This window comes from Paenibacillus chondroitinus NBRC 15376 (genome assembly GCF_004000765.1).
Lineage (GTDB): Bacteria > Bacillota > Bacilli > Paenibacillales > NBRC-103111 > Paenibacillus_E > Paenibacillus_E chondroitinus.
Genome location: NZ_BILW01000006.1, coordinates 117,040 through 142,073, shown reverse-complemented (window position 1 = coordinate 142,073; position 25,034 = coordinate 117,040). Strand labels below are relative to the sequence as shown.

Here is a 25,034-nt window from a genome sequence, read left to right as displayed (position 1 = left end):
AGTAAGCTCTATCCCCTGATGAGTTTACATGTTTAGGATAGAGCTTACTAGAACTCAGTTTGTTAACAATACGACCTATTCAAGTATTTTGGATGCAACGATTGCAAGATCCAGAATGTCAATCTTATTATCACCGTTCAGATCTGCAGCTTTCGCTGTCGTCCAATCCGCACTCGTAGAATCTTTGCCATAATGGTAGGCAACCATTGCTAGATCTCCCACGTTAATACTTCCATCATTATTCATATCAGCAGACTTAATTACCGCTGCCTTGAAGATATCCACTGCACTACCTAGAGCTGCTACGGCACTGTCAACCTGAGGCTGTGTCGCACTTGCATTTTCATTGACAGCTTTTGCAGCAAGGATGGCAACACCTAATGCATCTTTCGCTCCCTGAGAATATTGACCAGGTTGGGTTCCAACTACGGCAGAGTCAAACACACTCTGTGCATTCGTAATCGCTGTTGTCAAAGCAGATTTATCTACAACGATTTCCACGCTGCCAATAGAAATACTCTTACTACTTAGAGCAGCCTGAACGACTGTTCCATTCGGATCAGCCAAATTGGCCTGCGTAACTGCTATTACTCCAGTCGTATCATGAACACCGGACTTCACCTTAAATGTAAGATTCAAAATCGGCGTGCTAGCTCCGGTTATTCCTCCGATATTAGCGGCAATAAGTCTAACTTTTCCCGTGGTCGTTTTGTCCTCACCGGCGATCATAATGTTCTCATTGGAACCCACCGCACTTACATAATCAAAAACGTTTGGATCATAGGAAAGAGTAATATCCTGAGCATAAGCCGTTTGTGTCAGGTTATTCAGATTAACTGCTGCTATGAAGCTGCTTCCAGGCTTTACACTGTTGTCTGCTGTAATTGCAGCTGTAACTTCTTTCGGTTCAACAGTAGGCCAAACTGGATCTGCAGTTGAATTGCTTGTTGTTAAGTAAATTCGATCAATAATTAAGCCGGATTCTCTTCCCCATAAATTCAATTCATGCTCACCTGCAGAAATATTTAGCGTTGTGCCACCTGTCACAAGCGTACCGCCATTACTGAGGTTAACCCATCTAAACTGGCTGTTACTCACATTCTGAATACCATTGGAAGTAAATTTGTACTGATTATCTAATCCGACGTGGATGGAATCCGTTTGGAAGCTATGACTTTTCGTTAGCAACCAAACATTGTAACTACCTGTGGTTGGGAAGTTGATTTTATAGTTAAGTCTGGAACCTGCAGCAAGGCTTGCAGCATCGGTCCCCGTCGTAACAGAAGTGCCATCATCCGGGCCAAATAACATTGCTTTCGTGGATTGTCCGTCAACAAGCGACCAAGTATGGCCATTTGCGATACCTTGTACATAGGCATTCGCCGAGTTTTCTGCGGCCGTTTCCGCTTCAATGGCCACCATGGCTGGCGTATTAAAATTAATGGTATAGACGGCCTGCAGACCATCTTTACTTACAGTCACTGTAGCTTTTCCTGGTAAAGAAGTTGCTTGTATAATTGAGACATTTGCGGCAGAGTCATTTGAAGCAGCAGTAACTTGCGGAGGTGCTGAACCAGCAGGAAGATCTACGGAGTAGGTGTATACGCTAGAATTAAATCCGCTCAGTTGAACGCCATTCACTTGAAGCGATTTTAAATTCGTATCGAAATTTGATCCCGACAATTTGTCATCTAATTTAAAGTAATCAAAATCAACATAACCGCCTGTTGTTTTAGTGGCGAAATTAAATAGTGCAAAACGGTAACCCATAAAATGCGGAAGTGTGTACGACATTTGGAGTGTGTTTCCTATAGAAGCCCAACGCTGACCGTCAAGACTAAAATAGAAATAAGCTTTATCCGTCCTATTCTTAAAGTCCAGTTCCGTCCTTAAGTAGACCGTATTTTGATTAAGGGGAATATTGGCTAATTCCACGGGCGATCCTGAACTTCCGTTAACCATGACGACAGATTTCGTATTACCGGACATTTTGACGCCAACAAATCCGTAGTTTTTTTGGAATGCCGCAATTCCGGCATAATCCCCGTCTTTCATATTACTAACATCTAAAGCGACCGTTCCTGAACTTTCCGGACCGAAAGTTCTCTGTGTAAGTGTATTTCTTGCGTTCAAAATATCAGTGCTCGTTTTTCCAGTCTTAAGTCTCAGATATCCTGTTCGATCAGTTAGAGACCAGAACCTATTATCGGGATTATGGTTCCACTGCCATACTAGTGAGAGGTTCGATCCATTATTGTCATTTTCACCACTTGCTACCTCAGTGTGATAAGCTGCGACCTTCTCTGTTCTCTGATCGAAATTATCCGATGAAACCCAGGATTTCGAAAGCGCTGCTGGAATCCCCGTGTCATTGACATCTCCGAATACAGGCCATCCATCCTGACTCCAAGTCATCGGTACAATGTAAGGAATACGACCAACTGATCCATAATCCTGAAACAACACGCCATACCACTTTCCATCAGGAGACTGAACAACTCCCCCTTGTGCTACACCGGCACTATTGGAATTACTCCCAGATCTTAGAGCAATTTTCCCTTCGTAAGCGCCATCTATCGTATCCGCTCTGTGTACTAATTCAGTACGAATACTCCCTGTAGGCCAAGAAATATTAAAGATATAATACTTTCCGTTAATTTTATAAATGTGAGAGCCTTCAGCTCCCAGACCGCCCGAACCTCCGGGAGCACTTGCATTTTGAATAATTGTTTTGTTCATTCCACCTGCTTTGATTGCAGTGGCATCTGCTGTAAGCTCAATTATTTTAATAGTCCCATTTCCATAAACCATATATACACGTCCGTCATCATCAAACAGCAAGGACATGTCATGATAAACGCCACCAGCTAGTTCATACTTTTCCCACGGGCCTTTCTCGATGTCAGTAGTCTGAAAAATATAGGTCTTACCAATATCGTTGGAAGCAAACACCACATAAAACTTGCCGTTATTGTATCTAATACTGCTTGCCCATGAGCCTTGTCCATAAATATTCTGACCATTGGAAAGCGTTTGCTTGTCACCAGCAGCTAAAATATCGTAAACATAATTGACGATTTCCCAATTTACAAGATCCTTTGATTTCATAATTGGAACTCCTGGGTTCACGTGCATCGTAGTGCTGGTCATATAATAAGTGTCGTTCACCCTAATGACATCTACATCTGGTACGTCTGCCCAAATGATTGGATTTTTCGCAGTACTTTCTGCTGCTTGTGTAGTACTTTGGCCTGGTAAAATACCTACTACTAATGTAAAAACTAAAAGGAATGCAAACATTTTTTTATACATAGATTTGAACTTCCTCCCATTCCTGCTCAATCTGAAGCAAATTTTTGACCAGTGACCTATACGCAAATGGTTTCAAAAACAAAATGATAGCGCTTTATTTTTTGGGATCACCCTTTAAGTTGAAAGCATTTTATCGCCTCCCCTGGTTAATATTTCCTTCATTATAACTTTGCAATTATTAAAGCACGATGTAATTTCTTTTTATAAAAGTTCATTTTTTAGGTTATCCGTCCGTTATCCTTTTTGCCAAAAATCAAATTTTTTGCGAATGAAAATAAACTTTTGTCTTTTAGCAAGATACAACGGTTAAAAATTTACAAGAAACTAGTTAGAAACTCTGTATAAAATAATTTGTGATCTTTCTATAATTAATTCATAAGGAATCAACCAACTCTGATGCTAGTACTCGTGAGGAGTGGCCATTCTTATCTAAGAGAGGAGTTATCCAATGAGGGAAAACGAGCCCGTTCTAGAAATGTCTGGTATTCATAAACAGTTTCCTGGTGTTAAAGCTCTGTCAGACGTTAACTTCCGGATGTTCCCGGGGGAAGTTCATGCTTTGATGGGAGAGAACGGAGCTGGGAAATCAACACTTATTAAAGTTCTGACAGGTGTTTATTCCATTAATCAAGGTAGCGTAATGCTAGACCGAAAAGCGGTTAAATTCACCAGCCCTCGAGATGCACAGCAGGCTGGTATCAGTACCGTATATCAAGAAGTTAATCTATGTCCTAATCTTACCGTGTCTGAAAATATATTCATCGGTAGAGAGCCTCGGCGATTCGGACGTATTCTCTGGAAAGAGATTAATCGGCAAGCAGAGCTGTTGTTGAAAAAGAGAATGAATCTTGAGATTGATGTAACGCAACCATTGCATACATACTCAGTAGCTGTTCAGCAACTAATCGCGATTGCAAGAGCTGTAAGTATATCAGCAAAAGTTCTCATCTTAGATGAACCAACTTCAAGTCTTGATCGTGGCGAGGTTATGCAACTATTTACGGTCATATCCAGGCTGAAAAATGAAGGATTAGCTATATTATTCGTCACTCATTTCCTTGACCAGGTTTACGAAATTTCAGATCGTATAACTATTCTTCGCAATGGAGAATATGTTGGCGAGCATTTGGCCAAAGATCTCTCTCGCATAGAGCTAGTTTCGAAGATGATTGGCAAGGACATTAGTCTTCTCGATGACCTTCCCAAAGATAATGTGCATTATCTGAAAAATGAAGTCTTCTTGGAAGCCTCGGCCTTAGGCAAAAAAGGATCGATTGAACCAGTTGATCTATCAATATGCAAGGGAGAAATTGTTGGCCTAGCTGGTCTTCTAGGTTCGGGGAGAACAGAGCTTGCCAGACTGTTTTTCGCTGCAGACCGTGCCGATTCGGGTCAATTGAAGTTTTCCGGTTCCATCGTCAATGTACAATCGACAAGACAAGCAATTGATCAAGGAATTGCCTTCTGCTCAGAGAACCGCAAGACGGAAGGAATTATTGACGATTTAACCATTCGTGAGAATATTATTCTAGCTCTGCAGGCAACTCGCGGTTGGTTTAAAGTGATTTCAAGAAAGCGACAGGATGAGATAGCCGATGAGTATATTCGTGCTTTAAATATCAATCCACCCAATCCCGAGCAGTTAATTAAGAATCTAAGTGGTGGCAATCAACAAAAAGTACTGCTTGCCAGGTGGCTTCTGACTGATCCAAAGCTATTAATTCTGGACGAACCGACACGGGGAATTGATATTGGCGCAAAAGCAGAAATTCAAAAACTTGTTCTTTCTTTGGCATATAAAGGTATGTCGGTCCTATTTATCTCGTCTGAACTTGAAGAGGTGCTTCGAGTTAGTGAACGAATCGTTGTTCTTAGAGACCGCAAGAAAGTGATGGAAATGTCAGGAGAGGAAATCAGTCAGCGGAATATCATGAAAGCGATAGCAGGAGGTTAAGTCATGGTAAAGCATCATTTGTTTTGGCCCATATGTATGTTGGCTATTTTGTTATTGTTTAATTTGGTATATTCCCCCCGTTTTTTCGCTATTACAATGAAGGATGGTCATTTATATGGAAGTTTAATCGACATCCTGAATTTCGGTTCCCCTTTAATTCTTGTTGCAATTGGTATGACTTTAGTTATCGCAACAAAGGGTATTGATCTTTCTGTGGGATCTGTTGTAGCAATATCCGGTGCTGTTGCTTGTCTAACGATTAGTAAGAGCAACGATCAAAACGCTTTGGGAACATTATTGTTATCCGTTGGGATCTCCCTTGCACTATCCTTGCTGTTAGGTTTATGGAATGGATTCCTAGTTGCGAAAACAGGTATTCAACCTATTATCGCCACCTTGATTTTAATGGTTGCCGGAAGGGGAATTGCTCAACTAATAACAAGCGGTCAAATTATTACCGTATCGAGCTCATCTTATAAATATATCGGTGCTGGTTCTTTAGGGACACTGCCCTTTTCCATCTTTCTTGTTGCGATTGTTTTTGTTATCTCCGTTTTATTAACACGCAAAACAGCACTTGGGTTATTTATTGAGTCCGTTGGTTGTAAACCGACTGCAAGTCTTTTGGCGGGTGTTCGCTCTCACACTGTGATGTTGTCAGTATATATTTTTTGTGGATTATGCGCAGGAGTCGCCGGTTTAATTTTAAGTTCAAACGTCTCTAGCGCGGACGGTAATAATGCGGGTTTATGGTATGAACTAGATGCCATTCTGGCCGTTGTCATCGGAGGAACCTCATTAAATGGAGGACGATTTTTTCTTAGTGGTACGTTAATTGGAGCATTAATTATTCAGACACTGACAACTACGATTTATATGATCGGAGTTCCACCAGAAATTACATTAGTCGTCAAATCTATTGTTGTCCTAGCTGTATGCCTCATTCAATCAGATACTTTCCGCAAAACGATACTTATGAGCTGGAAAACTCGCAAATATCCGGCAGAGCGAGGGGTTAAACGCCATGCTGCTAAATCGTAAATACATTCCTATATATGTGACTGTTTGTTTATTTGCATTGATGTATATCTCAGGTTCGTTCAGATATACAGGTTTCTTCTCTATGCAGGTTCTATTAAATTTGTTAATCGATAATGCTTTTCTACTCATTACGGCCGTTGGGATGACCTTTGTCATCATCTCAGGTGGTATCGATTTATCGGTAGGATCGGTAATCGCATTAACTACGATAATCTCTGCCTCTCTTTTACAAGCAGGCTGGCCTCCTATTGTTGTAATCCTATTAGTATTACTAATAGGGACTCTTTTCGGCTGGGGGATGGGGGCAATTATTCATTATTTCAATATCCAGCCGTTTATTGTCACACTCGCTGGGATGTTTCTAGCAAGAGGACTTTGTTACGTAATCAGCATAAATACAATTACTATCGATAATGCACTTTATACCCGTATTGCACAGACTAAAATTCCGCTGCCAGGAGGTAATTTCATTTCAATTAGCGTGATCATCGCGCTCATGGTTGTGGCGATTGGGTTCTATATGGCTCATTATACCCGATTTGGACGTAATACTTATGCTATAGGCGGCAGTGAACAATCCACCCTATTAATGGGCTTACCTGTTGCGAAAACAAAAATTGGCGTTTACGCCTTCAGTGGATTATGCTCTGCGCTCGCTGGCGTTGTCTTCACGTTCTATATGTTATCTGGTTATGGCTTACATGCCATGGGAATGGAACTTGATACGATTGCAGCCGTTGTCATTGGTGGAACCCTCTTAACCGGCGGAGTAGGCTATATAGCAGGTACCTTCTTTGGAGTCCTAATTCAAGGGGTTATTCAAACGATTGTTAGCTTCGAAGGTACACTTAGCTCTTGGTGGACTAAAATTGTAATTGGTTTACTACTCTGCATATTCATCCTTCTCCAGAAGGTACTAAGTGAGCGAAAATGGGCTAATAAGTAAGAACAACAAAAGGACTTTGGTGGGTTCCGCCAAAGTCCTTTCTTTTATTTAACAAGAGATAATAGCAAAACATACTTACCGTTTAATCAACTGCTCACTAGCTTCGCTGCGCTCCATGACCAAGAGGGTGCTATCCAAATTCCCACTTTTCTTAAATTCCTTGGTGGTCATCCCGGTTATGCGTTTAAAAAGAGTAGAGAAATAATGGGAATCGTTATAACCGACGAGAAACGCAATTTCAAACGATTTGTAGGATGTCGTTTTAAAGAGCTCCATCGCTTTATAAATACGATAATGTGTCAAGTACTCAATGAAGGTGCGGCCTGTTTCCTGACTAAATACTTTGCTTAAATGACTGGAACTCACCTTAACATGCTCCGCTGCATCCTGAAGCGAAAAAGTGTCATTGTTGTAATTAGCATGAATATATTCCTTAACACTCCTGAGCATATCGCCATATCTATCATTCGTTTGAGAACGCCACGACCAAAACTGATTTGTGAGGCTAGTCAAATATTGAATCGCATCCTCCATAGAACGAACCGTCTTGAGAATTTGCTGCAACTGCTGAAGCGTATCTTCAGGCGCGTCCCAATGCCGGTACATATCCTTAGCCGAACGAAATACCTCCAATGTCAAATCATTAAGAATGTAATAACCAATAGGAGAGGAGATCCAGTCAACACCAGCCAATGCCGAGGCGTATTCCTCCAAGAACGAGGATAATTGTGAAGGAGATCCCATTTTTAAGAAATTTACGAACCAGGCACGGTCCAAGAAAACGTACTGTTCCATGGATCCTGAGATCGATTCCCAAAGTGTGATACGGTTTTGACTGGATAATCGCCTCCAGTGCATATCTTCAACGGCCTCCAGGAAAGAGATGTGAATATTCATAAGCCGTTCCTGTACGCTTCCAATCCCCACCGCGATCGAAACCGATGCAGCAGGTGTCTGTTCATTAATCATATTTAATATTTCCTTGAAAACTCCTAGCTCATACTGGATTTGTTCTAGCGTCTCACCTTTAATTAACCAACAAATCTCAGTGCGACTTCGCTTAAATTGTAACAATTCCTTACTCTCAAGAGCTTTTTGAAATTGTCCGATCAGATTATGTTCTACTTGACTCGCTACACCGGTATCCGCTATTGGCTTGTCTTCAAGACTTCGCACATCTGAGATTACCACAACATAATAGCGCGCTTGCAAATCAAGCGACAAAGTCGCGCCTAACTGAATAGCCTCAATCGTTGTAACAAAACCGCTGCACAAATCATTCAGCAACTTTTCGCGCGAAACTTCTATTTTCTCAAGCTCACTTTGCCTCAATTTATCAATGCTAGCCTTTATTTCACGCTCTTTGTCAATCATCTCGCTTGCATTGCGTAAAAGCTGAATGAGATCTAATGCATGGATCGGCTTCAAACAGTAATCGTGGACCCCCATCCTTAAAGCTGTTCTTGCATAGCCGAAATCCTCATGTCCCGTCAAAATAATAATTTTCACTTCCGGATATCGTTCTCGGACGATAGCGCTTAGTTCTAAACCGTTCATAAAGGGCATCATAATATCTGTAATGATGATGTCAGGCCGTAATTGCTCAATTAAAGTCAGTGCCATTTCACCATCCGGAGCGTCACCGCAATAAATAAAGCCCTCTTGCTCCCATTGGATGCACTCCCGTACTGTTTCCCTGATCAGAATTTCATCGTCTACTAGCATGACTTTTTTCATTATGGCTCACCTTTTTCCATTGGAATGAGAAGGGTGACAACTGTACTTTATTTGAATATCGTATGATAAGTTCTTGGAAATCGAAGCAACATCGGAGCTTTAATTCGAATTAAAACGCTTTCAAATCTATGTAACACTATTTTAACAGTCTATAGGTTAAAAATTAATGAACAAACTTTCGATCTTTTGCACTTTTATCGGATTTAAATTTTTTTACATTTTACAGCCCACTAAAACGCAAACTTTGTTTTCCAGATTCATTCTAAAATACCCTCAAAGATCTGTCGCTGTGCTATTTACACATTATAAAGTCCATAAAGGAAACGAACAATGTACAACTTTTTACTCCACTTACCAGACGTTGTCATTTTATACGCGCAGTTATTTGTAATGGGGTCATCACAGTTCTTCACATAATACAGCAATTTATCTACAAGATTGCTCCCCATTGGGTGAATGTGCGGGTTGGCGGTGGATGTTACGGTTCCTCCACAACTTGACCAGCCAATTCTGCTTAATGGTGGCACCTGAACGGGAGAGTTATAACAGAATTTAAACGAAAACTTATAGCAAAATGCATCTTTCATTAATCGCGGCTACAAATAAAGACCGCCTCTTACTGGCGTAAATTGGACAATTTCACTTTTCCCATGTTAACTCCCCCTTTAGAACAGTTTCATATTATTTAGATGTATCTTTCTCGTCCATAACGCCACCTATTTTTTGTTTACAAGTTTATTTCGATACTCCAATGGTGATACTTTTTCCCACTTTTCAAATTGGGTTACGAAATAATTTGCATTCGGAATACCTACCCTCGCAGCTATTTCATACATCCGCAGGTCAGTTTGACGAAGCAGCTTCTTCGCCTCCTCCACACGCAACTTCAGAAGGTAACCATTGAAGTAGGCGCCATAGGTCTTACGAAAGAGCTGCCCCAAATAGACGGAATTCATATAAAATTGAGCGGCAATACTTTTTAGATTAATATTCTCACTATAATGGGTATCGATAAATTTCTTAATCTTTTCGATGTCTCCCTTGTTCTGTTCTTTGCGCAGCTGGGCTATATACTCGGCTGCCTGTGAAGTCATTTGTAAGAAATGCTCCTTTAACCTCTGTAGGCTCCAAGCTTGATGGTCACCCTTTAATATTTTAAGCAACCGACGCTGCTCCTCATCATCGCCGTACATCTGCTTTATTACATCAATAACTCTTAAATTGAAAGCGCATAGAAGACTGACAACGGTTTGTAGTGCAAATCGCTGATTACGAAAAGTCAAAAACATGCCGTCGATGATTTCTACGAAAGCTTGTTTATTATTTTCCTCCAACTCCACCATCAACTGATTGTATAGACTAGGAGCCATTTCGGTCATGTCAAGAGGCTTGCTTTTCACTTTCCCATATAGAATGACATTCTTCCCATCCTCGGCATACTTATGTTTTACTGATTCGTTGGCTCCGAAATAAGATTGCTGCAAGTGTACGATGCTGTTCACGATGTCGCCTGCAAAGATAGTTACTTCATTAATGAGCTGTCTAGAAATCTCTGCGCGAAGCTCCGCCAATGAGTGCGATACTTCATTTCCCCACTGATTCAGTACCTCTGCACTCAATAACATTCCAAACCTGCCTGGCATATTCTCAAGTACGGGAATCCTGCCTCCTGCTCTGCCAAAGGAAGATAATACTTCTTGGAAAACTTTTAAACTAACTTGCTGTTCTCCGGGGGCAACTTGGATCTCGGCCCATGCAAATAGGAATCCTGTAGCATTTGATTCAATTCCCAATCCTTCTATATAACGCGCAGCCTCGTGTTCCTGAAGATCCTCCTGAAGCAGCACCTCCAGCACAGAACCGAGTGCGTGTCTCCCCTCCGTAAGCGCTGTCAAATGCTTTCTGCTAATAGAAACCACAAGTCTCTGCAGTGTATCACCCAGTTCCTTCACATCAATAGGTTTTAAGATATAATCCTGAACTCCGTAACGAATCGCTTGTTGGGCATATTTGAAATCATCATGACCACTAATAATGATAAATTCGGGATCTACTTGTCCCGCCTCTTTCACGCTTCTGATTAAACCAAGCCCATCTAATACAGGCAACATAATGTCAGTAATTACCACATCCGGCTTCAAACGGTTTATCATGTCCAAAGCTTCCCCACCGTTTTTTGCCTCTCCAACGAGGGTAAATTTATACTCTTCCCATTTCATCAGCTTTTGCAGACCCCTACGCACGAATACCTCATCGTCGACTAACAATACCTTGAACAAGATTCTTGCCTCCTTCTATATCTGCTCAGATTGATGAAACTTATTGTATCATAAACCTATCCCCTAAAGAATGCTAGCCAAACCAAAAGAAGGAACTTCAAGAGTCCCTTCCATTCACATCCCACTAGTATTCGCTTTCATAATATCAATAATCCAATGGAATGATAAGTTTGGGATGATGTATTACCATCGCCAAACGAGTACCAAATTCAAAAGAAATATTATTCAATTATTTTGGATGCTACATATGCGATATCCATAATATCGATCTTATAATCTCCATTCAAATCTGCTAACTTAGCCGTTCCCCAATCTACACTGTTGGAATCCTTGCCGTAATGATAAGCCGCAATGGCAAGGTCACCTACATCTATATTTCCATCTTTATTGAGGTCAGGAGATTTAATAACTGCTGCCTTAAAGATTTCTACAGCGCTGCCCAGTGCTGCAACGGCACTATCGACCTGAGACTGCGTCGCATTTGCTTTGTCTTTAACCATTTTGGCTGCGTCGATCGCAGTGCCGAAAACATCTTTGGCTGCCTGCGGGTATTGACCTATCTCTGTGCCGATGACTGCAGCATCATACAGACTCTGTGCACTTGAGATAGCTGTTGTCAAAGCTGTCTTATCAACGATTACTATCACATTGCCAATAGAAATGTTCTTGCTGCCAAGCGCTGCCTGAAAAACGGTTCCTTCGTAATCAGCAAGTTCTGCCTTAGAACCTTCAATCGTTCCAAGCGTATTTTGAACACCGGCTTTTACTTTAAAATTTAAATTTAGAGCCGGCGTGCTTGCTCCTGTTACACCTCCAATGTTAGCGGCAATAAACCTAACTTTGCCGGCTGTTGCTTTGTCCTCTCCAACGATCTCGATGTTATTATTTGCCGCTTCCGCACTTAGATAGTCAAATTTATTGGCATCATAAGTCAATGTAATGTCTTCGGCATAAACACTTTTCTCCAAGTTGTTCAAGCTAACTCTCACTGTAAAACTGCTCCCTGGCATCACACTGTTGTCTGCTGAGAGTGCAGCAGTTGGTACTAGGTTGTCCGTATTGATATCAGCAACAAAAGTCGTAACACTTTGGGCAGGTAGTTCGGCCGTAAAGGAACCATTTGTTACATGACTAGGGGCTCTGGCATTAAGATTCTTTGTGCTGTCCGTTAACCATGAAGCTACGTTCGTTACGGTCCCGTTCTGCATAACAAATTTTTGACTCACGGCTGTATTTCCTTTATTTACTGCAACAATAACCGCTTTATTGTTACCTTTAAATGCTGATGTAAAAATCTGCGGATCCGGATTTTTGGTAGCTTTAACCCTAACGTAGCCAGGTCGAATAAATTTTGAGTAATGCGCCATCATGTATCCACGCTTACTTATTGTTCCATCCTCTTTCATGGGACCGTATTGTCTACGGATATACCACCATACGTATGTTTGGAAATTCCCTTCTACCATGGCATTATACATATGCTCTGCAACACCTAATGCCTCGGGCCAACGATCAGCTGAGTTATTCTCACTATTTGGATAGTACACTTCCGTCATCCAGAGTTCCTTGCCCGATCCTTTCTGTTCAAAAAGCGGGTAAGGGAAATCCTTATAATTAGTGCCATACGTGTGAGCGCCTAGAATATCCAAATTCGCTAGTGCTTCCGGATCGTTCAAGATAGGGTCTGACATTTGTTTTACGTAAGAAAATGACTCCGGTGCGATGATCCTGTTATGAATGGTTCCCGCATTTTCTTTCATAAAACGAAGCATTTCTTCAGGGCTCCACCACGTCCAATCGTGTGCATAATCAGGCTCATTCTGAACTGAGATCGCATACAATTCCACACCATTGCTCTTCATATAGGTATCGAACTCATTCAGATACTGCGCATATTCTCCATACTTATCATGTTTAAGGCGTTTAGCTGATGGATCCTCAACATACGCTGTTAGGTTGATATTATCTATATTCGGTCCGTCTGTGCCGGTAGTTACCAGTTTTATCGTATTGTTCCCGCTCTTCATGGGAACCTGAACGGATTTTTCTCCCCAGGTCGACAGGCTGCCGGTTGCCTCAAACGCTACATTGGTGAGAGCTTTCGTCCCATTCACATAAACATCTAGTTTGCTTGTTCCTTCCTGTAGAGCATACCGAATTTTTACGTTTTTCGTACCTGTACTGCCAACGCCGATACTCCCCCACTGAATGGCCGCATCGGATGCTGTTTGAAAGTTAACATATCCGGTACCGCTATACCCTGAATTGCTCATTTCCACTGCGGAACTGGTCAATGTTGTTCCCGTCTCCGCTTCATATGTGGTGCCGTTGCCTGAGCTCATACCGAGGGTGAAGGTCTCAAGCATTTCACTTGGAGGATTCCAAGGCGATGCAAACACAATTGCTCCCCGTTCAATCGCCTTTTTAGCTGTTTCAAGTTCTTTATACCAGTTGTTCTTATCTGGATCAATAAAAATCCTTAAAACGGAAAAACCCAACTGATCTTCTCCGTTACCAAAAGCAGTTTCCCTTTGAGCAGATGTCAAATCTCCGATCCATGCCGGATGGTTTATTCCTCCAAATCCACGAATCACTTGCTTTTCTGCCGATAAGTTAACAATTACATCGTTAGCTGCCGAAGCGGCCGATACCTCAGTCGACGCAGGCACGAAGCATAATGGTATAGCAGTTACACATGCCAAGAAAATGTTAACTGTTTTTTTAAAACGTAAGTTCATTGCTTTCAACTCCTTGAGTAGTTAATAGGCTACTGCTTGCCAATAACGTTCATCATCACATCCATTCTTACTTCATACTTTCAACTGAAACCGCTTTTATTAAAAATTTTAATCAAACATGGATAAGAATTACATGGAATATTTTTTTTAAAACCTTTAAATATTTTTTAATTCAAAAAAAAATGAAAACTCGGTTCCCCTATTGAGAGGGAACCGAGTTCGTTAGGCAGCAAAAGGATTATTTTTTGTAGGTTTGTTGATACGCCTGTCTTCTTTCTTTCATAACGGCTTCGCCCCCCGCATCTTTCCATTCTTTCAGTTGCTGATCATAAACACTGTCAACTTCGGTAGACTTAGCAGTAATAATCTTTGCCAACATCTGTTTGATCTTATCGGTCAGAATCTGTGAATACTTGATTTCAGCTTGAATTGGAATATCGACGCGCGGGCCTGTATAGCCGTCTCTCGCACCACTCTTAATACTGTCGATAGTGAAGTCTTTAAATTGCGGATCGGTTGCATTGGCTGCCATGTTTTTTTCTGGTGAGTCTGTGCTCACGTATTTACCATTCACAATCATGGCGTAGTCTTGATTATTAAAGAGAATCTGATTGGCTTCAGGCGTTGTCAAAGCAAATGGAATGCCATCGTCACCTGTTTTGTAAGAAACGCCTTCTTGTCCGAACTGCAGCGCAATAAGATTCTTCGGTTCCGCCATCCAGTTCAAATATTTGATAACCGAATCAACGTTTTTACTCGCTGCTGGAACCATCAGATAAATACCGCTAGGGGAATACATCGGTTTAGGATACTTTCCATTCGCTGCTTTGAACGGATCGATCGTTGCAAGAACAGCTTCAGGATTATTTTTCTTAAGGTTTGCGTAGTATCCGCTGTAAATTGGATCGTTTGTATTCGGTGTAGCAGACCCTGCAAGACCGTTAACGACTTGTTTGTTGAATGTCTGACTGAAGTCTGCCGCTAGCGGGAAGTCTTTATCGAGCAGGCCCTCACTGTATAGCTTATTTAAGAATTTGAAAGCTTCCTTGTTGCCAGGTAGCGTCCATCCGTCTGGATCCGCAAATAGGTCCTCTTCAGTGATCTTACTCCAATCCCAGAAAGAGTTGGTTAGCGGTTTGATATGGAACATATCAATTAACGTAAACGGAATGACTTTTCCGCCAGTATTGCCCGGATCCTTCTCCTTAAACGCTTTCAATGTTTGATACCATTCATCCGTCGTCGTCGGCAAAGGCAGGTTCAATTTATCCAACCAATCTTTACGGATGATGCTTGTTGTTTGCGATTGAATGACCCGTAGGGCCGGAATGGTATATTGCTTACCGTTAAAAACGCCGTCCTTCAATGTTGGAGCAAGTACTTTCTTCAACTGAGGTCCGTACTTCTCAATCGCTGGCCCAAGATCAGCAATTCCGCCGCTTTGCACATAACTTTGAACAGTCGGCTTGTCGTACGTAAAGACGAGATCGGGCGCAGTTCCGGATGCCATTAATACATTCAGTTTCTTGACTTCCTCGGAACGAGGGATCGTAACAAACTTAACTGTGATATTATTCGGATCTCCGAAGTTTTTCTGAACGTACTGCGTCATGAAATTGTCAGTGATTGGCGGAGCGCCTGCTGGTGCATTACTTCGATCAAACAGCTCGACCGTTAAAGTGATTGGCGGACCCTTTGGGGTCTCGCTCGTTCCTGCCGAACTTCCCGGCGTGGCCGAATTACTTGGGCTGTTTTGTGAGTTGCTGCAGCCTGCAAGCGCGATAGCAGTTGTCGCTAAAACGGCCATAGCTACGTTAATAGTTTTGCGATATTTTACCTGCATGTTTAATCCTCCCTTTAATCTATTGAATGTATAGTGAATTCAACCGCTATAGCGGTCGAGACAGCTATCAGCCTTTAACTGCACCTACAAGCATGCCTGAGATAAAATAACGTTGAAGCCAAGGATATACGAGTAGAATTGGGACAGTTGCGAACATGATGCTTGCCGCCTGCAAGCTTTCCGGCACCGGAGCAGAGCCTCCAAAGCCTTCCTGGGCAGTAGCGTCATTCACTTGACTGTTGATTACGATCTCATAAAGCTTTTGTTGAATCGGGTATAGATTTGAGTCGTTAATAAAGAACAGTGCATCCTGAAACATGTTCCAACGATCGACAGCGGAATAGAGCGCCAAAGTCGCCAATATCGGCAATGACAACGGGAGCACGATTCGCATTAAATAACGGAAATGACCACACCCGTCCATCCAGGCGGAATCTTCCAGTTCAGCTGGAAGCTGCGTAAAAGATGTTTTCAAGATAATCAACAGGAAAGCGTTGATGAGAAGCGGCAAAACTAGCGACCAAACGCTATTCAACATATGAAGCTCTTTAATCAACAAATAGTTTGGAATAATCCCAGGATTAAAGAACATGGTTATGATGATCAGAGCGAAAAGGATGTTCTTCCCCTTAAAATTCCGCCGGCTAAGCGGATATGCAGCCAGAATCGTAGCGATCAAGCTTACAATTGTGTAACCGACAACAAGCCAGATCGTAAACAACAGGGAGCGAATCATGCTCATGTCACCAAATACGTTCTTATAGGGTTCGAAATTTAAATCTATCGGCCATAAAGTCACTTCGCCGGACATGATTGCCCGATTACCGCTGAGCGATAATGCAAAAATATGGATCATGGGCACCACACAAAACAAACAAAAAATGCCCAGCAGAAGTATAATAATCGTATTGCCTATTTTCTCAGCCGGATTCTGAATCATACATGTACCCCCATTAAAAAATGCCCTGATTATTGATTTTTCTCGAAATGAACTCTGCCGACAGAAGAAGAATTAATCCGACTACTGATTGAAACAAACCGACAGCCGTTGCAAGTGCGAATCTTGCCGACTGAATTCCTACAGAATATACATAAGTGCTGATTACTTGAGCATAATCCATCACATATGAGTTCTTCAGAACATAAGGTTGCTCGAAGCTGATATTAGCCATATTCCCGATTTGAAGAATAAACAGGACGACAATGGTTGGCTTAATGCCCGGTAAAGTAATGTGCCAAATCTTGCGCATACGAGTCGCACCATCTACTTCTGCTGCTTCATACAACTCCTTATTTATTCCCGTAAGTGCTGCCAAATACAGGATCGTTCCCCACCCGGCATTACGCCAAACCCCTGTTCCAACATAGGTTGCAATCCATAAAGCCGGTTTTTCCAAGAATGGAATGGGGGAAGCGCCGATCGCCATCAGCATATGATTAATCGAACCATTATTGGTCGAGAGCAACTCGATAGCCATCCCTCCTACGATGACCCACGAAATAAAATGGGGCAAATACATTAATGTCTGGCTTAGCTTCTTATACCATTGCACGCGAAGTTCATTCAGAAGAAGTGCTAATAGAATAGGAACCGGAAAGGTTAGCAATCCGAGCACGTTCAACATGAGGGTGTTACGAAGTGCCTTATAAAATTCGGGCATGGCAAAGATTTCTTTAAAGACTGCGAAACCTACCCATGGACTGGCCCAAACTCCTTTGAAAATGTTGTAGTCTTTAAAAGCAACCACAACGCCTGCCATCGGGATGTACCTAAAAATGATGAAAAATACCATTGGTACGACCATCATTACGTAAAGTGGCCATTGTCTTTTCAAGTAGGCAATGCCACCTCCTTTGACAGCAGGAATGGAGGTTGTAGTGCTAGTTTCTGTTTTCATCAAATCGTTCCTCTCCATTTGGTGTACTCACCTCTTTGTATTTTTTAATTATTGTTGCTTGCATCAGATGCGTCAGAAAAACCAATCCTGAGTTTCCGAGGACTTTTTTCATATTTGAATTGTAATTTTAAGCGCTTTCAATATCCATGGACAAACTTTTTACCTTTTGTATTAATTATGGATAATATTTTTGTTAAACGGACGGATATCTCCAGCATGAAAAAGAACCTCAGAAATTTCCAAGGTTCTTGTCAGTTCAATCCCACTCGATATTTTGTTCTGAAAGCAATCGTTTTAAAGCTTTTGTCGCCACTACTTGCATGAAGAAAGGACCTACCGCTTCCGCGATAAGTCCTGTTTTTACTTGTTTACGATTTCAAATTCCTGCCGATCAGATCTGCTACTTTCTATTAAAATTCTGGAAGGAGGAAAACCCTTTATTTTTTTAAATAGCTTGCTGAAATAATAAATGTCTTCAAAACCGCATTTATAAGCAGCCTCCTGGACGGTAAATTCACCGCTAAGTAGAATATTCTCAGCATTGTTAATTTTCATTCTGTTGATATATTCCTTAACGGATGCTCCCATGTATTTCTTAAATAATGTTCCAAAATAAGCGGTAGTTAAACCGGTAATAGCAGCTAGCTCTTCAACCTCAATTTGATTCTGCAAGTTACTTAATATGTATCTAATGGCCTTCTGAATCCGTTTGTCTATATTCACATTGTTACCTTTATAATACAGAGACTTGAAATAATAATGGAGAATTAGAAGCAGCAATGCACGCGCTTTCATTTCATGACCTTTATTTTTCTTTAACCATTCAAATGTCAATTCATTGTATAAGGAATGCAGTTCCTCCGGCTCACCGATATGCGATATTAATGGAAACGGTAAATGAACGTCTTTGCCTTTAAGATCATAAAGATGAATGTTTAGTGCATAACTGGTCATCAAATTATTGGGGTCAGTGGTGGCACTTCGACGGCTGCCTTTTGGAATACATATAAGATCACCTTGATTAACTTCATGCACGATGCCATTAATGGAGTAGTAAGCTCTTCCCTTGAAAATATAGGTTAAATCAATAAAATCTGTTGTGGCATCCTCAATAATCCAAGTGGGTGTGGAGTGTCTATTAATGAATAATTCAATCTGGGGATTAATTTCGATATATTCCATAGAAATTATCCTTTCCAATATAAAATTATACAGCTAATCCAATACCTACTTATTGAATTTAATTATATTATGGGATATTTCTGGATTCAAGAAAGTTTACTCCATAAAGTATAGAACATACTACAAAAAGTATAGAACATACCATCTACGAACTTAGGCTTGATTCTAATTCTTCTTTTCCATGAATTGCTCGGGCGAATATAAACAGCCCTAGGCGCTCTTAGTGAGCAACCGAGGGCTGTTTATAAGACTACCTTCCACTTTGATTCTTATCTTTAGTTATTCAAGATTAGTCTTGCGATGTACGCCAGATCGGCAATATCAATCTGACCACTATTATTTGTATCGTAACGCTTAAAGAGGCTCCAGTCTGATGAATCCGATGACTTATTGTAATGCTTAGCCAAAATGCCCAGATCACCGATTGTAGCTTGAGTTTGAATAGAACTATTAAATGTTTGCAGCGCACCGTTCAGTTGCAAGACCGCTTGGTCTACCTGCTCTTGCGTAGTTGAGGTATTCGCTGCCGTGGCTTGTGCATCGCTGATAGCCGCTTGCAATGCAGCTTTAGAACCGACTGCATATTGTCCCCATAGAGTACCTTCGGTCGTATCGCTCAGAGCTGCGGATGCCGTTTGAATAGCATTATTCAATGCAGTTTTATTAACTTCGTTTACGCTGCTAATGACTACACTATACGCAGAACCGCTGCCCACTGAATTGACAGTTCCTCTGTCGTTTGAAACCTTCACATCCGACAAGGTAACGGTACTTGTTGCTGTACTGCTCGTAGCAAATGCCTTAAACTGTAGCTGAAGAAGGACGCCGCTTCCACTCACCGCGTTCTCCTCCCCTTGAGAATAGGCTAGGATACGCACTTTGCCTGGAACCACTTCGCGTTTGTCAATGACTACAAAACCTGGCTTCAAGGATTGAACGCTTTGCAGTTCAAGCTGCGAGGCATTAAAGTTTACGGTGATATCCTGAGCGTATAGGTCATCTGATACATTTGCCAAGCCATAGTTTACTTGAAAGGATTGGCCAGGAGCAACATTTCCTGGGCCTGTTACTGTCGCCGTAGTTGCGGTGCCCGGAGATGTGGTTACTGATTTTGACGGACCGTTTGTGCTCCAATTTCCGGCATGATCCCCTGCCTCAACCTTGAATGTATAGGTAGTATTCGGCGTTAATCCAGTAATAGTATGACTATATACATTTCCAGCTACAGTAATAGGCACTTCATCAATACCATTGAATATTCTGTAGCCAGCTACCCCGTTAGCGTCCTCAGCCGCGGGCCACTTTAATGTCAGTCCCGTACTTGTTACAATACTTTCTTCAAGTGTGCTTCCTTGGGTCCATGTAGGTGGCGTTGTGTCTTCTATTCCCCCTACAATAGTAAACGAACTGACACTTACACTCGAAGCTCCTTTGGAAATACGCAACGCAAATTTACCATCCTCATAGAGAATTGTACTGGTAACTCCAAGGGCGCCCAGATTAGCATCGTTATCGAGTAGCGTTTGTGCTTTTTCTTTCAGTGTGGCTTCATCATCACCGGTTGCATTCGGAACAGCCAGCCGGGTACCAATCAATGCTGCTGCTTGCTCCACAGCTTGTTGATCCGAGTCAACTTCTCCTGCCTCTGCTATAGTTTTCACTAAGGAGACATTTGAAAATTTCACATTCAAATCTGTTGTTGCACTAAAGTTAGCCCCGTATAGTTCCAATTTGGCATCATCAAAAAAGGCCGGAGTAAATGTCGTCGTATTCCCCATAGCAAGCCAGCTTGAACCGCCATTCGTGGAGAAATACCCCTGTACAATATTGCCTTCCTTCACTATACGAAGATCATAAACTGTACCTGTTAAATTAGTTTGGTTCGTGTTACCCGAGTACGTGCTGGTACCTGTTTTACCCGAATAATTCACCTTAATATTAGGCGCGACTTTTCTTGCATTGATTCTATAAAACTCACCTGTTGAAGGGCGATTAATGCCAAGCCCTACTTGTGAAAGCTCTGCTATAGTGGAATCATTCAGCGCTTTATTCACGGTAAGTCTCGCTGTGAGCGTCCAGTTGCCACTCGCCGAGCCCGGGAATTGCAGCACATTCGAGCTATTTGGATAATCGGCATCCCCCTTTGTGGTAGCAATCGTTACCTCTCCTGCCGTACTATACGTAATAGCAGTTTGAGGGTCCGACGGATTAGCTACCTGCCATCCGGTTGGAAGGCCGTTCGCGAAGCTGATGACTTCATTTGTACTAAAAGCAATCTTATACGTTTTAATATTTTGGCCTTTGATAAACCGGACAACAGCCGTTCCTTGAGCACTGTCCGCTTGTGAGATACTTACGATTTCATTTTTATCACTGGAAGAAGCGGTTACTACCGGTAGGGAATTGCCTGATACCGAGTACGTATAATCCAACTTACTTGCATCAAAATCCGAAAGCTGGATTCCGTTAATAAAAAGACTATAGTTTGACGTTACTTCGGGCGTAAGCGATAGCTGGTCTGCATAGAGAATATTGGAATCCTTAGCATACACAACCAGGGCTACTTTGGCCGTCCCCTCTGGTTCGTTATAAGTAAACGGTTGGTTCGGTGTTTCGTGCCAATCCGCCACTTTAACATCGACTGGCTGGAATGAGCTTAAACCGACCGGTCCGCCCTCCAGAATGCGCCCGATAAACTTTCCGTTGCTCCAATAAGCAGCATCTCCGGCTTCACGAGCTGGGTAAGGTTCAGGCATGTCCCGGTTATTAATAGGATTCATACCAAGTTGCTTCCCTGTGCTGTCGTAGTACACCAACGCGGCTTCCACATCCCCCGGATTTTCAGCAGCAATATCATAGCTCTCCGGACGACTCTTCATGGAGAGGAAGTAGCCCTTGAAGTTGTATTTGTCCCCTTTAGTCAGCTTGCCTGTGACATCCTGCCACATTCCGTCGTACTGGTCTGGGGCGTCAATACGATTTGCAACTTTCCCGGAGCCGGCAACCTTTGATGTAGAATTGTTTTTCAGATAACGAGAAATACCCGAGTAACTCTGGATGGTATCCGCAGTTAAAATAGGCCCTGAGACGGTCTGTTCAAACATCCCTTTATTATAACGGCCTGCTGACCAATTGTTTGTATTAGCGGCTGTTGCAGTATCAAAATCACCGTTCTGTAAAATGTTGCCCGGAATGAGCACCGTCGAGTTGTTAGCAGTGGCACTCCAATCGGAGTCATTTGCTCCGAATAAGAAGCGGTCAACGGTGATCGTATCACCAGATACGATATAGAGATCCTTATGACCATACGCGCTGAGGTCGCCTGTATCAACCATATCCTGATACTTACCGTATTTATCATTAGCAGGAACGAGAATTTCAGCTACTGGCGTACCTTTGGATACAATATCGGCGGTGCTGCTCACAGCTGTTCCCACCGGCAGAACGTAGGCTTGAAGCTTGCCTCCTTTTGCCGACTTGGCTTGCGCTGTAAGGTATAACAAGTGTCTACGAACCACCCCGCCGTTAGCGGAGCCATCTGCAAAGTTAATATTTTTGTAGGAAAGGTATTTTTCCTCACTCAAGGTGACAGCCTCATTATCACGTCCCGCGTTTCCAGCAGTGTCTCCATTCACGCCGTTGTCATTTCCCTCCGCCTCAAGTGAGGAGAAAATATCACGCTCACTATCAAGACCGTTGTACGTGGCATAGGTCCCCTGGGACGGTACAATCGTAACGATGCTAGCCGACGGGATGTCGATAACAAATTTGCCGTTACTCACTGGAATCGTGGCTAACTTCTTTTGATTCTCACTGCCCGAGGTACGGAAGACGGTTACACTCGTTGTCCCCGAAGGGAAGTCCTTCAGTGTAAACTCTAAGGGTTGAACGCTGTCATCATTTTTGGCGTTAGAAACCGTGAGAGCAAAATCATTCGTGTTCGGATTCTTAAAGCCGACAATATTAATATCTTCAGCTGGTGTTCTTGTAACATCAAAACGTACATCACCAGGATTCATAAAACGTGAAAAATGGCCATAGCCATAAAAGCGCTTGAATGCTCGGTATTCGCCTGTCAACGTGCTAATTCTTCCGGGTTCCTGCTGAGAGTTCGTTGTTACGAAACGTATCAAATCAGAGCCGTCTGCACCATTACTATCCCACATACTCCACCAAACGAACCCGTTAAAGCCTGGATTGCTAGTGAACATATTGGTCAGCAGGTTGGACCAACGCACGGCATCATTTATGTTCTGATTACCGTACCGCTGCGTATACGCACCTGCTGATCCGTCCGCGGTGTCCTGATTCATAAACTCTGCCTGCCAGAGTTTATATTTATTCAAGTATTCTGGATACTTGGACCCGTCTTTTGTATAATCTAAAGGACTTTTGGAAAAGTCACCTGTATGGTACAGCTTTGTTTCATCCGTTCCGATGCCTACAGTCCCATATAAATGTGTGGTAAACACATCAAGATACGGATTTTTATCTAATGCATTATCTGGATCTGTATCTTGGAAAGCCAAACCGCCTCTACTTAAGGACGCACTAAGATTAGTACCATCGACGGCAGCAAGTTGAGGTATAAAATCAATAATCTTACCGTCTGGATTCTTAATATCATACAAGGCTCCGCCTGGCTGCATGGACTTCTTCAAGGTAGGTCCAATGTAGCCGTTTATCAGCTCCCGAACATAGTCAGCAGTTCCGCCGGCAAGATCAACTTCATTAAAAGGATTGATATGAGTTATCGGAATTCCCCACTGCTCCCACATGCCTCGAATATAATTGACAAGATAATCGGCATAAGCCTGGTAGTAGATCTTTACTACTTTACCATCAATGGTTGCCGTGTCTCCTCGGACAATCTTGCTAGGAGAGTTGGTTGAAGAATTGCTCATCCAATAAGGAACCGTCCATGTACAGGCGTAGAATTGCTTGACACCATACTGCATCGCCTGACGCATTGTCCACACCTGGTCGAAATCGAACAGCTCTTTTCGGGTACGCGGACCGTTCTTAATAACTACTGGATCTCGGTCAGAGGCTCCGAGGAGGTTGGTGGGTCCTCCATCGTCATTAGCAATCGGCAGATTCCAAGACGGATAATCCCAAATAAATCCATCAACCGGCACCAACGTACCCGGTGCGTGCTCCGGCTCGTTAGGCCAAATACTATCTGTATTACCGTCGGCATAACGGTTCTCAGCTTCAATTTTATAACCGTACTGTCCAGCAGTTCCTCTCATGGGAATAGGATTCCCCTCAACGTCGAAGCCTGGTTTCGAAGTATCTGCCAACAAACCTGTTACTGGATTGAAACCTGGACTTGCTGCAGTAGCGCCTGAGGCGGTTAAACCGCCGTTATCCCCAATAATTACACGTACAATATCGTGTCCTGTTCCATTTTTTTCGCTAAATGTGAGATTTAGCAAATGTCTGACGGTATCCTGATGCCCAGCAGCAGCAAGCTGCAGCATATGAATGGAATCCGTGTATGCATAGGCAGCGCCTACACCATCCATCGTTTGATATGTCGAGTACCAATTGGCTGTTACAGGAGCGGTATTCACGGCTGCTTGAACTTCCTGAACCTGGATGGAATATGCCACAGGGGCAATGCTTGAAAGCATCAATGCGCCCACCAACTTAACCGCAAGTGTCTTTCGCCAAATAAAACTATTCATACAACGTGTTCCTCCTTAGCTTTCTTCTTGTTGAGAAATTAGAGCAGTCAATCCCAATCCACATTATTTGAATGGCATATGTCACTTTAAAACATGAAGGCGTTTTCAATAAATGTGGGTGTTTTACACATAACTCTAGTTCGGAGAATGAATCCGAAAACACATGTAATACTTGGTTACATTACCATTTTACCTTTGAAATTTGATAAACTACATGGTTAAAGTATTTGCCATTTGTACTATTTTCGAAAGATTTAAATGGTGAAGAATACTTTCATAAGCAGTAATCAGATCGTTCTCCAACGCCTCAGAAGGTGCAGCTTGATAGCTGCAGCCAACCTCTTGCCCAATTGCAAAAAAACTGCCGCTTCTCTTCATTGCGGCAGTCTTTTTTTGCAATTGGGATTTCTATTT

The 25,034-nt window shown here is 42.4% G+C and carries 12 protein-coding genes; 3 read left to right on the top strand and 9 right to left on the bottom strand.

Translation table 11 applies throughout. From position 1 onward, the window contains the following. Positions 1–75 precede the first annotated feature (75 nt). Positions 76–3,312: a family 43 glycosylhydrolase gene (locus PCH02S_RS36840; protein WP_127452597.1), complete on the bottom strand. Its 3,237-nt coding sequence runs from the start codon at positions 3,310–3,312 to the stop codon at positions 76–78. Between the two features lie 448 nt (positions 3,313–3,760). On the opposite strand from PCH02S_RS36840, the gene PCH02S_RS10250 reads away from it, so the two are divergent. Genes PCH02S_RS10250 through yjfF form a run of 3 tightly spaced genes read left to right on the top strand, consistent with a single transcriptional unit; the run spans position 3,761 to position 7,253 of the window. Next, a complete protein-coding gene (locus tag PCH02S_RS10250; RefSeq protein ID WP_127452595.1) occupies positions 3,761–5,266 on the top strand; it encodes a sugar ABC transporter ATP-binding protein in 1,506 nt (501 codons plus the stop codon). Positions 5,267–5,269: 3 nt separating this feature from the next. Next, the gene (locus tag PCH02S_RS10245) at positions 5,270–6,307 is read left to right on the top strand and encodes an ABC transporter permease (RefSeq protein WP_127452593.1); all 1,038 of its coding nucleotides are present in this window, start codon (positions 5,270–5,272) and stop codon (positions 6,305–6,307) included. Continuing rightward, positions 6,291–7,253 carry a galactofuranose ABC transporter, permease protein YjfF gene (gene yjfF, locus PCH02S_RS10240; protein ID WP_127452591.1) on the top strand — a complete coding sequence of 321 codons (963 nt, stop codon included), beginning with the start codon at positions 6,291–6,293 and terminating at the stop codon, positions 7,251–7,253. Before PCH02S_RS10245 ends, yjfF begins: the two co-directional genes overlap by 17 nt. A gap of 75 nt (positions 7,254–7,328) precedes the next feature. Here yjfF and PCH02S_RS10235 read toward each other — a convergent pair whose 3' ends face one another. The 8 genes from PCH02S_RS10235 to PCH02S_RS10195 all read right to left on the bottom strand — a co-directional run bounded on the left by PCH02S_RS10235 (position 7,329) and on the right by PCH02S_RS10195 (position 24,620). Beyond that, on the bottom strand, positions 7,329–8,990 hold the full coding sequence (locus PCH02S_RS10235; protein ID WP_127452589.1) for a response regulator transcription factor: 1,662 nt from the start codon (positions 8,988–8,990) through the stop codon (positions 7,329–7,331). A gap of 716 nt (positions 8,991–9,706) precedes the next feature. Next, positions 9,707–11,269 carry a response regulator gene (locus PCH02S_RS10225; protein WP_127452587.1) on the bottom strand — a complete coding sequence of 521 codons (1,563 nt, stop codon included), beginning with the start codon at positions 11,267–11,269 and terminating at the stop codon, positions 9,707–9,709. Positions 11,270–11,490: 221 nt separating this feature from the next. After that, the gene (locus PCH02S_RS10220; protein WP_127452586.1) at positions 11,491–14,007 is read right to left on the bottom strand and encodes a carbohydrate-binding protein; all 2,517 of its coding nucleotides are present in this window, start codon (positions 14,005–14,007) and stop codon (positions 11,491–11,493) included. Between the two features lie 238 nt (positions 14,008–14,245). Then, a complete protein-coding gene (locus tag PCH02S_RS10215; RefSeq protein WP_127452584.1) occupies positions 14,246–15,850 on the bottom strand; it encodes an extracellular solute-binding protein in 1,605 nt (534 codons plus the stop codon). A 67-nt stretch (positions 15,851–15,917) separates the two neighbouring features. Continuing rightward, a complete protein-coding gene (locus PCH02S_RS10210; protein ID WP_127452582.1) occupies positions 15,918–16,790 on the bottom strand; it encodes a carbohydrate ABC transporter permease in 873 nt (290 codons plus the stop codon). A gap of 13 nt (positions 16,791–16,803) precedes the next feature. After that, complete coding sequence (locus PCH02S_RS10205) at positions 16,804–17,658, bottom strand: ABC transporter permease (protein WP_407670053.1); 855 nt, start codon at positions 17,656–17,658, stop codon at positions 16,804–16,806. A 450-nt stretch (positions 17,659–18,108) separates the two neighbouring features. Further along, positions 18,109–18,930, bottom strand: coding sequence for a helix-turn-helix domain-containing protein (locus PCH02S_RS10200; protein ID WP_127452578.1), 822 nt, complete (start codon positions 18,928–18,930; stop codon positions 18,109–18,111). A 275-nt stretch (positions 18,931–19,205) separates the two neighbouring features. After that, complete coding sequence (locus tag PCH02S_RS10195) at positions 19,206–24,620, bottom strand: cohesin domain-containing protein (protein WP_127452576.1); 5,415 nt, start codon at positions 24,618–24,620, stop codon at positions 19,206–19,208. Positions 24,621–25,034 lie beyond the last annotated feature (414 nt).

What these genes read in the sequence shown, in the direction of transcription:
- PCH02S_RS36840 (WP_127452597.1), bottom strand. Translation starts at nt 3,312, where the DNA reads ATGTATAAAAAAATGTTTGCATTCCTTTTAGTTTTTACATTAGTAGTA.
- PCH02S_RS10250 (WP_127452595.1), top strand. Translation starts at nt 3,761, where the DNA reads ATGAGGGAAAACGAGCCCGTTCTAGAAATGTCTGGTATTCATAAACAG.
- PCH02S_RS10245 (WP_127452593.1), top strand. Translation starts at nt 5,270, where the DNA reads ATGGTAAAGCATCATTTGTTTTGGCCCATATGTATGTTGGCTATTTTG.
- yjfF (WP_127452591.1), top strand. Translation starts at nt 6,291, where the DNA reads ATGCTGCTAAATCGTAAATACATTCCTATATATGTGACTGTTTGTTTA.
- PCH02S_RS10235 (WP_127452589.1), bottom strand. Translation starts at nt 8,990, where the DNA reads ATGAAAAAAGTCATGCTAGTAGACGATGAAATTCTGATCAGGGAAACA.
- PCH02S_RS10220 (WP_127452586.1), bottom strand. Translation starts at nt 14,007, where the DNA reads ATGAACTTACGTTTTAAAAAAACAGTTAACATTTTCTTGGCATGTGTA.
- PCH02S_RS10215 (WP_127452584.1), bottom strand. Translation starts at nt 15,850, where the DNA reads ATGCAGGTAAAATATCGCAAAACTATTAACGTAGCTATGGCCGTTTTA.
- PCH02S_RS10210 (WP_127452582.1), bottom strand. Translation starts at nt 16,790, where the DNA reads ATGATTCAGAATCCGGCTGAGAAAATAGGCAATACGATTATTATACTT.
- PCH02S_RS10205 (WP_407670053.1), bottom strand. Translation starts at nt 17,658, where the DNA reads ATGATGGTCGTACCAATGGTATTTTTCATCATTTTTAGGTACATCCCG.
- PCH02S_RS10200 (WP_127452578.1), bottom strand. Translation starts at nt 18,930, where the DNA reads ATGGAATATATCGAAATTAATCCCCAGATTGAATTATTCATTAATAGA.
- PCH02S_RS10195 (WP_127452576.1), bottom strand. Translation starts at nt 24,620, where the DNA reads ATGAATAGTTTTATTTGGCGAAAGACACTTGCGGTTAAGTTGGTGGGC.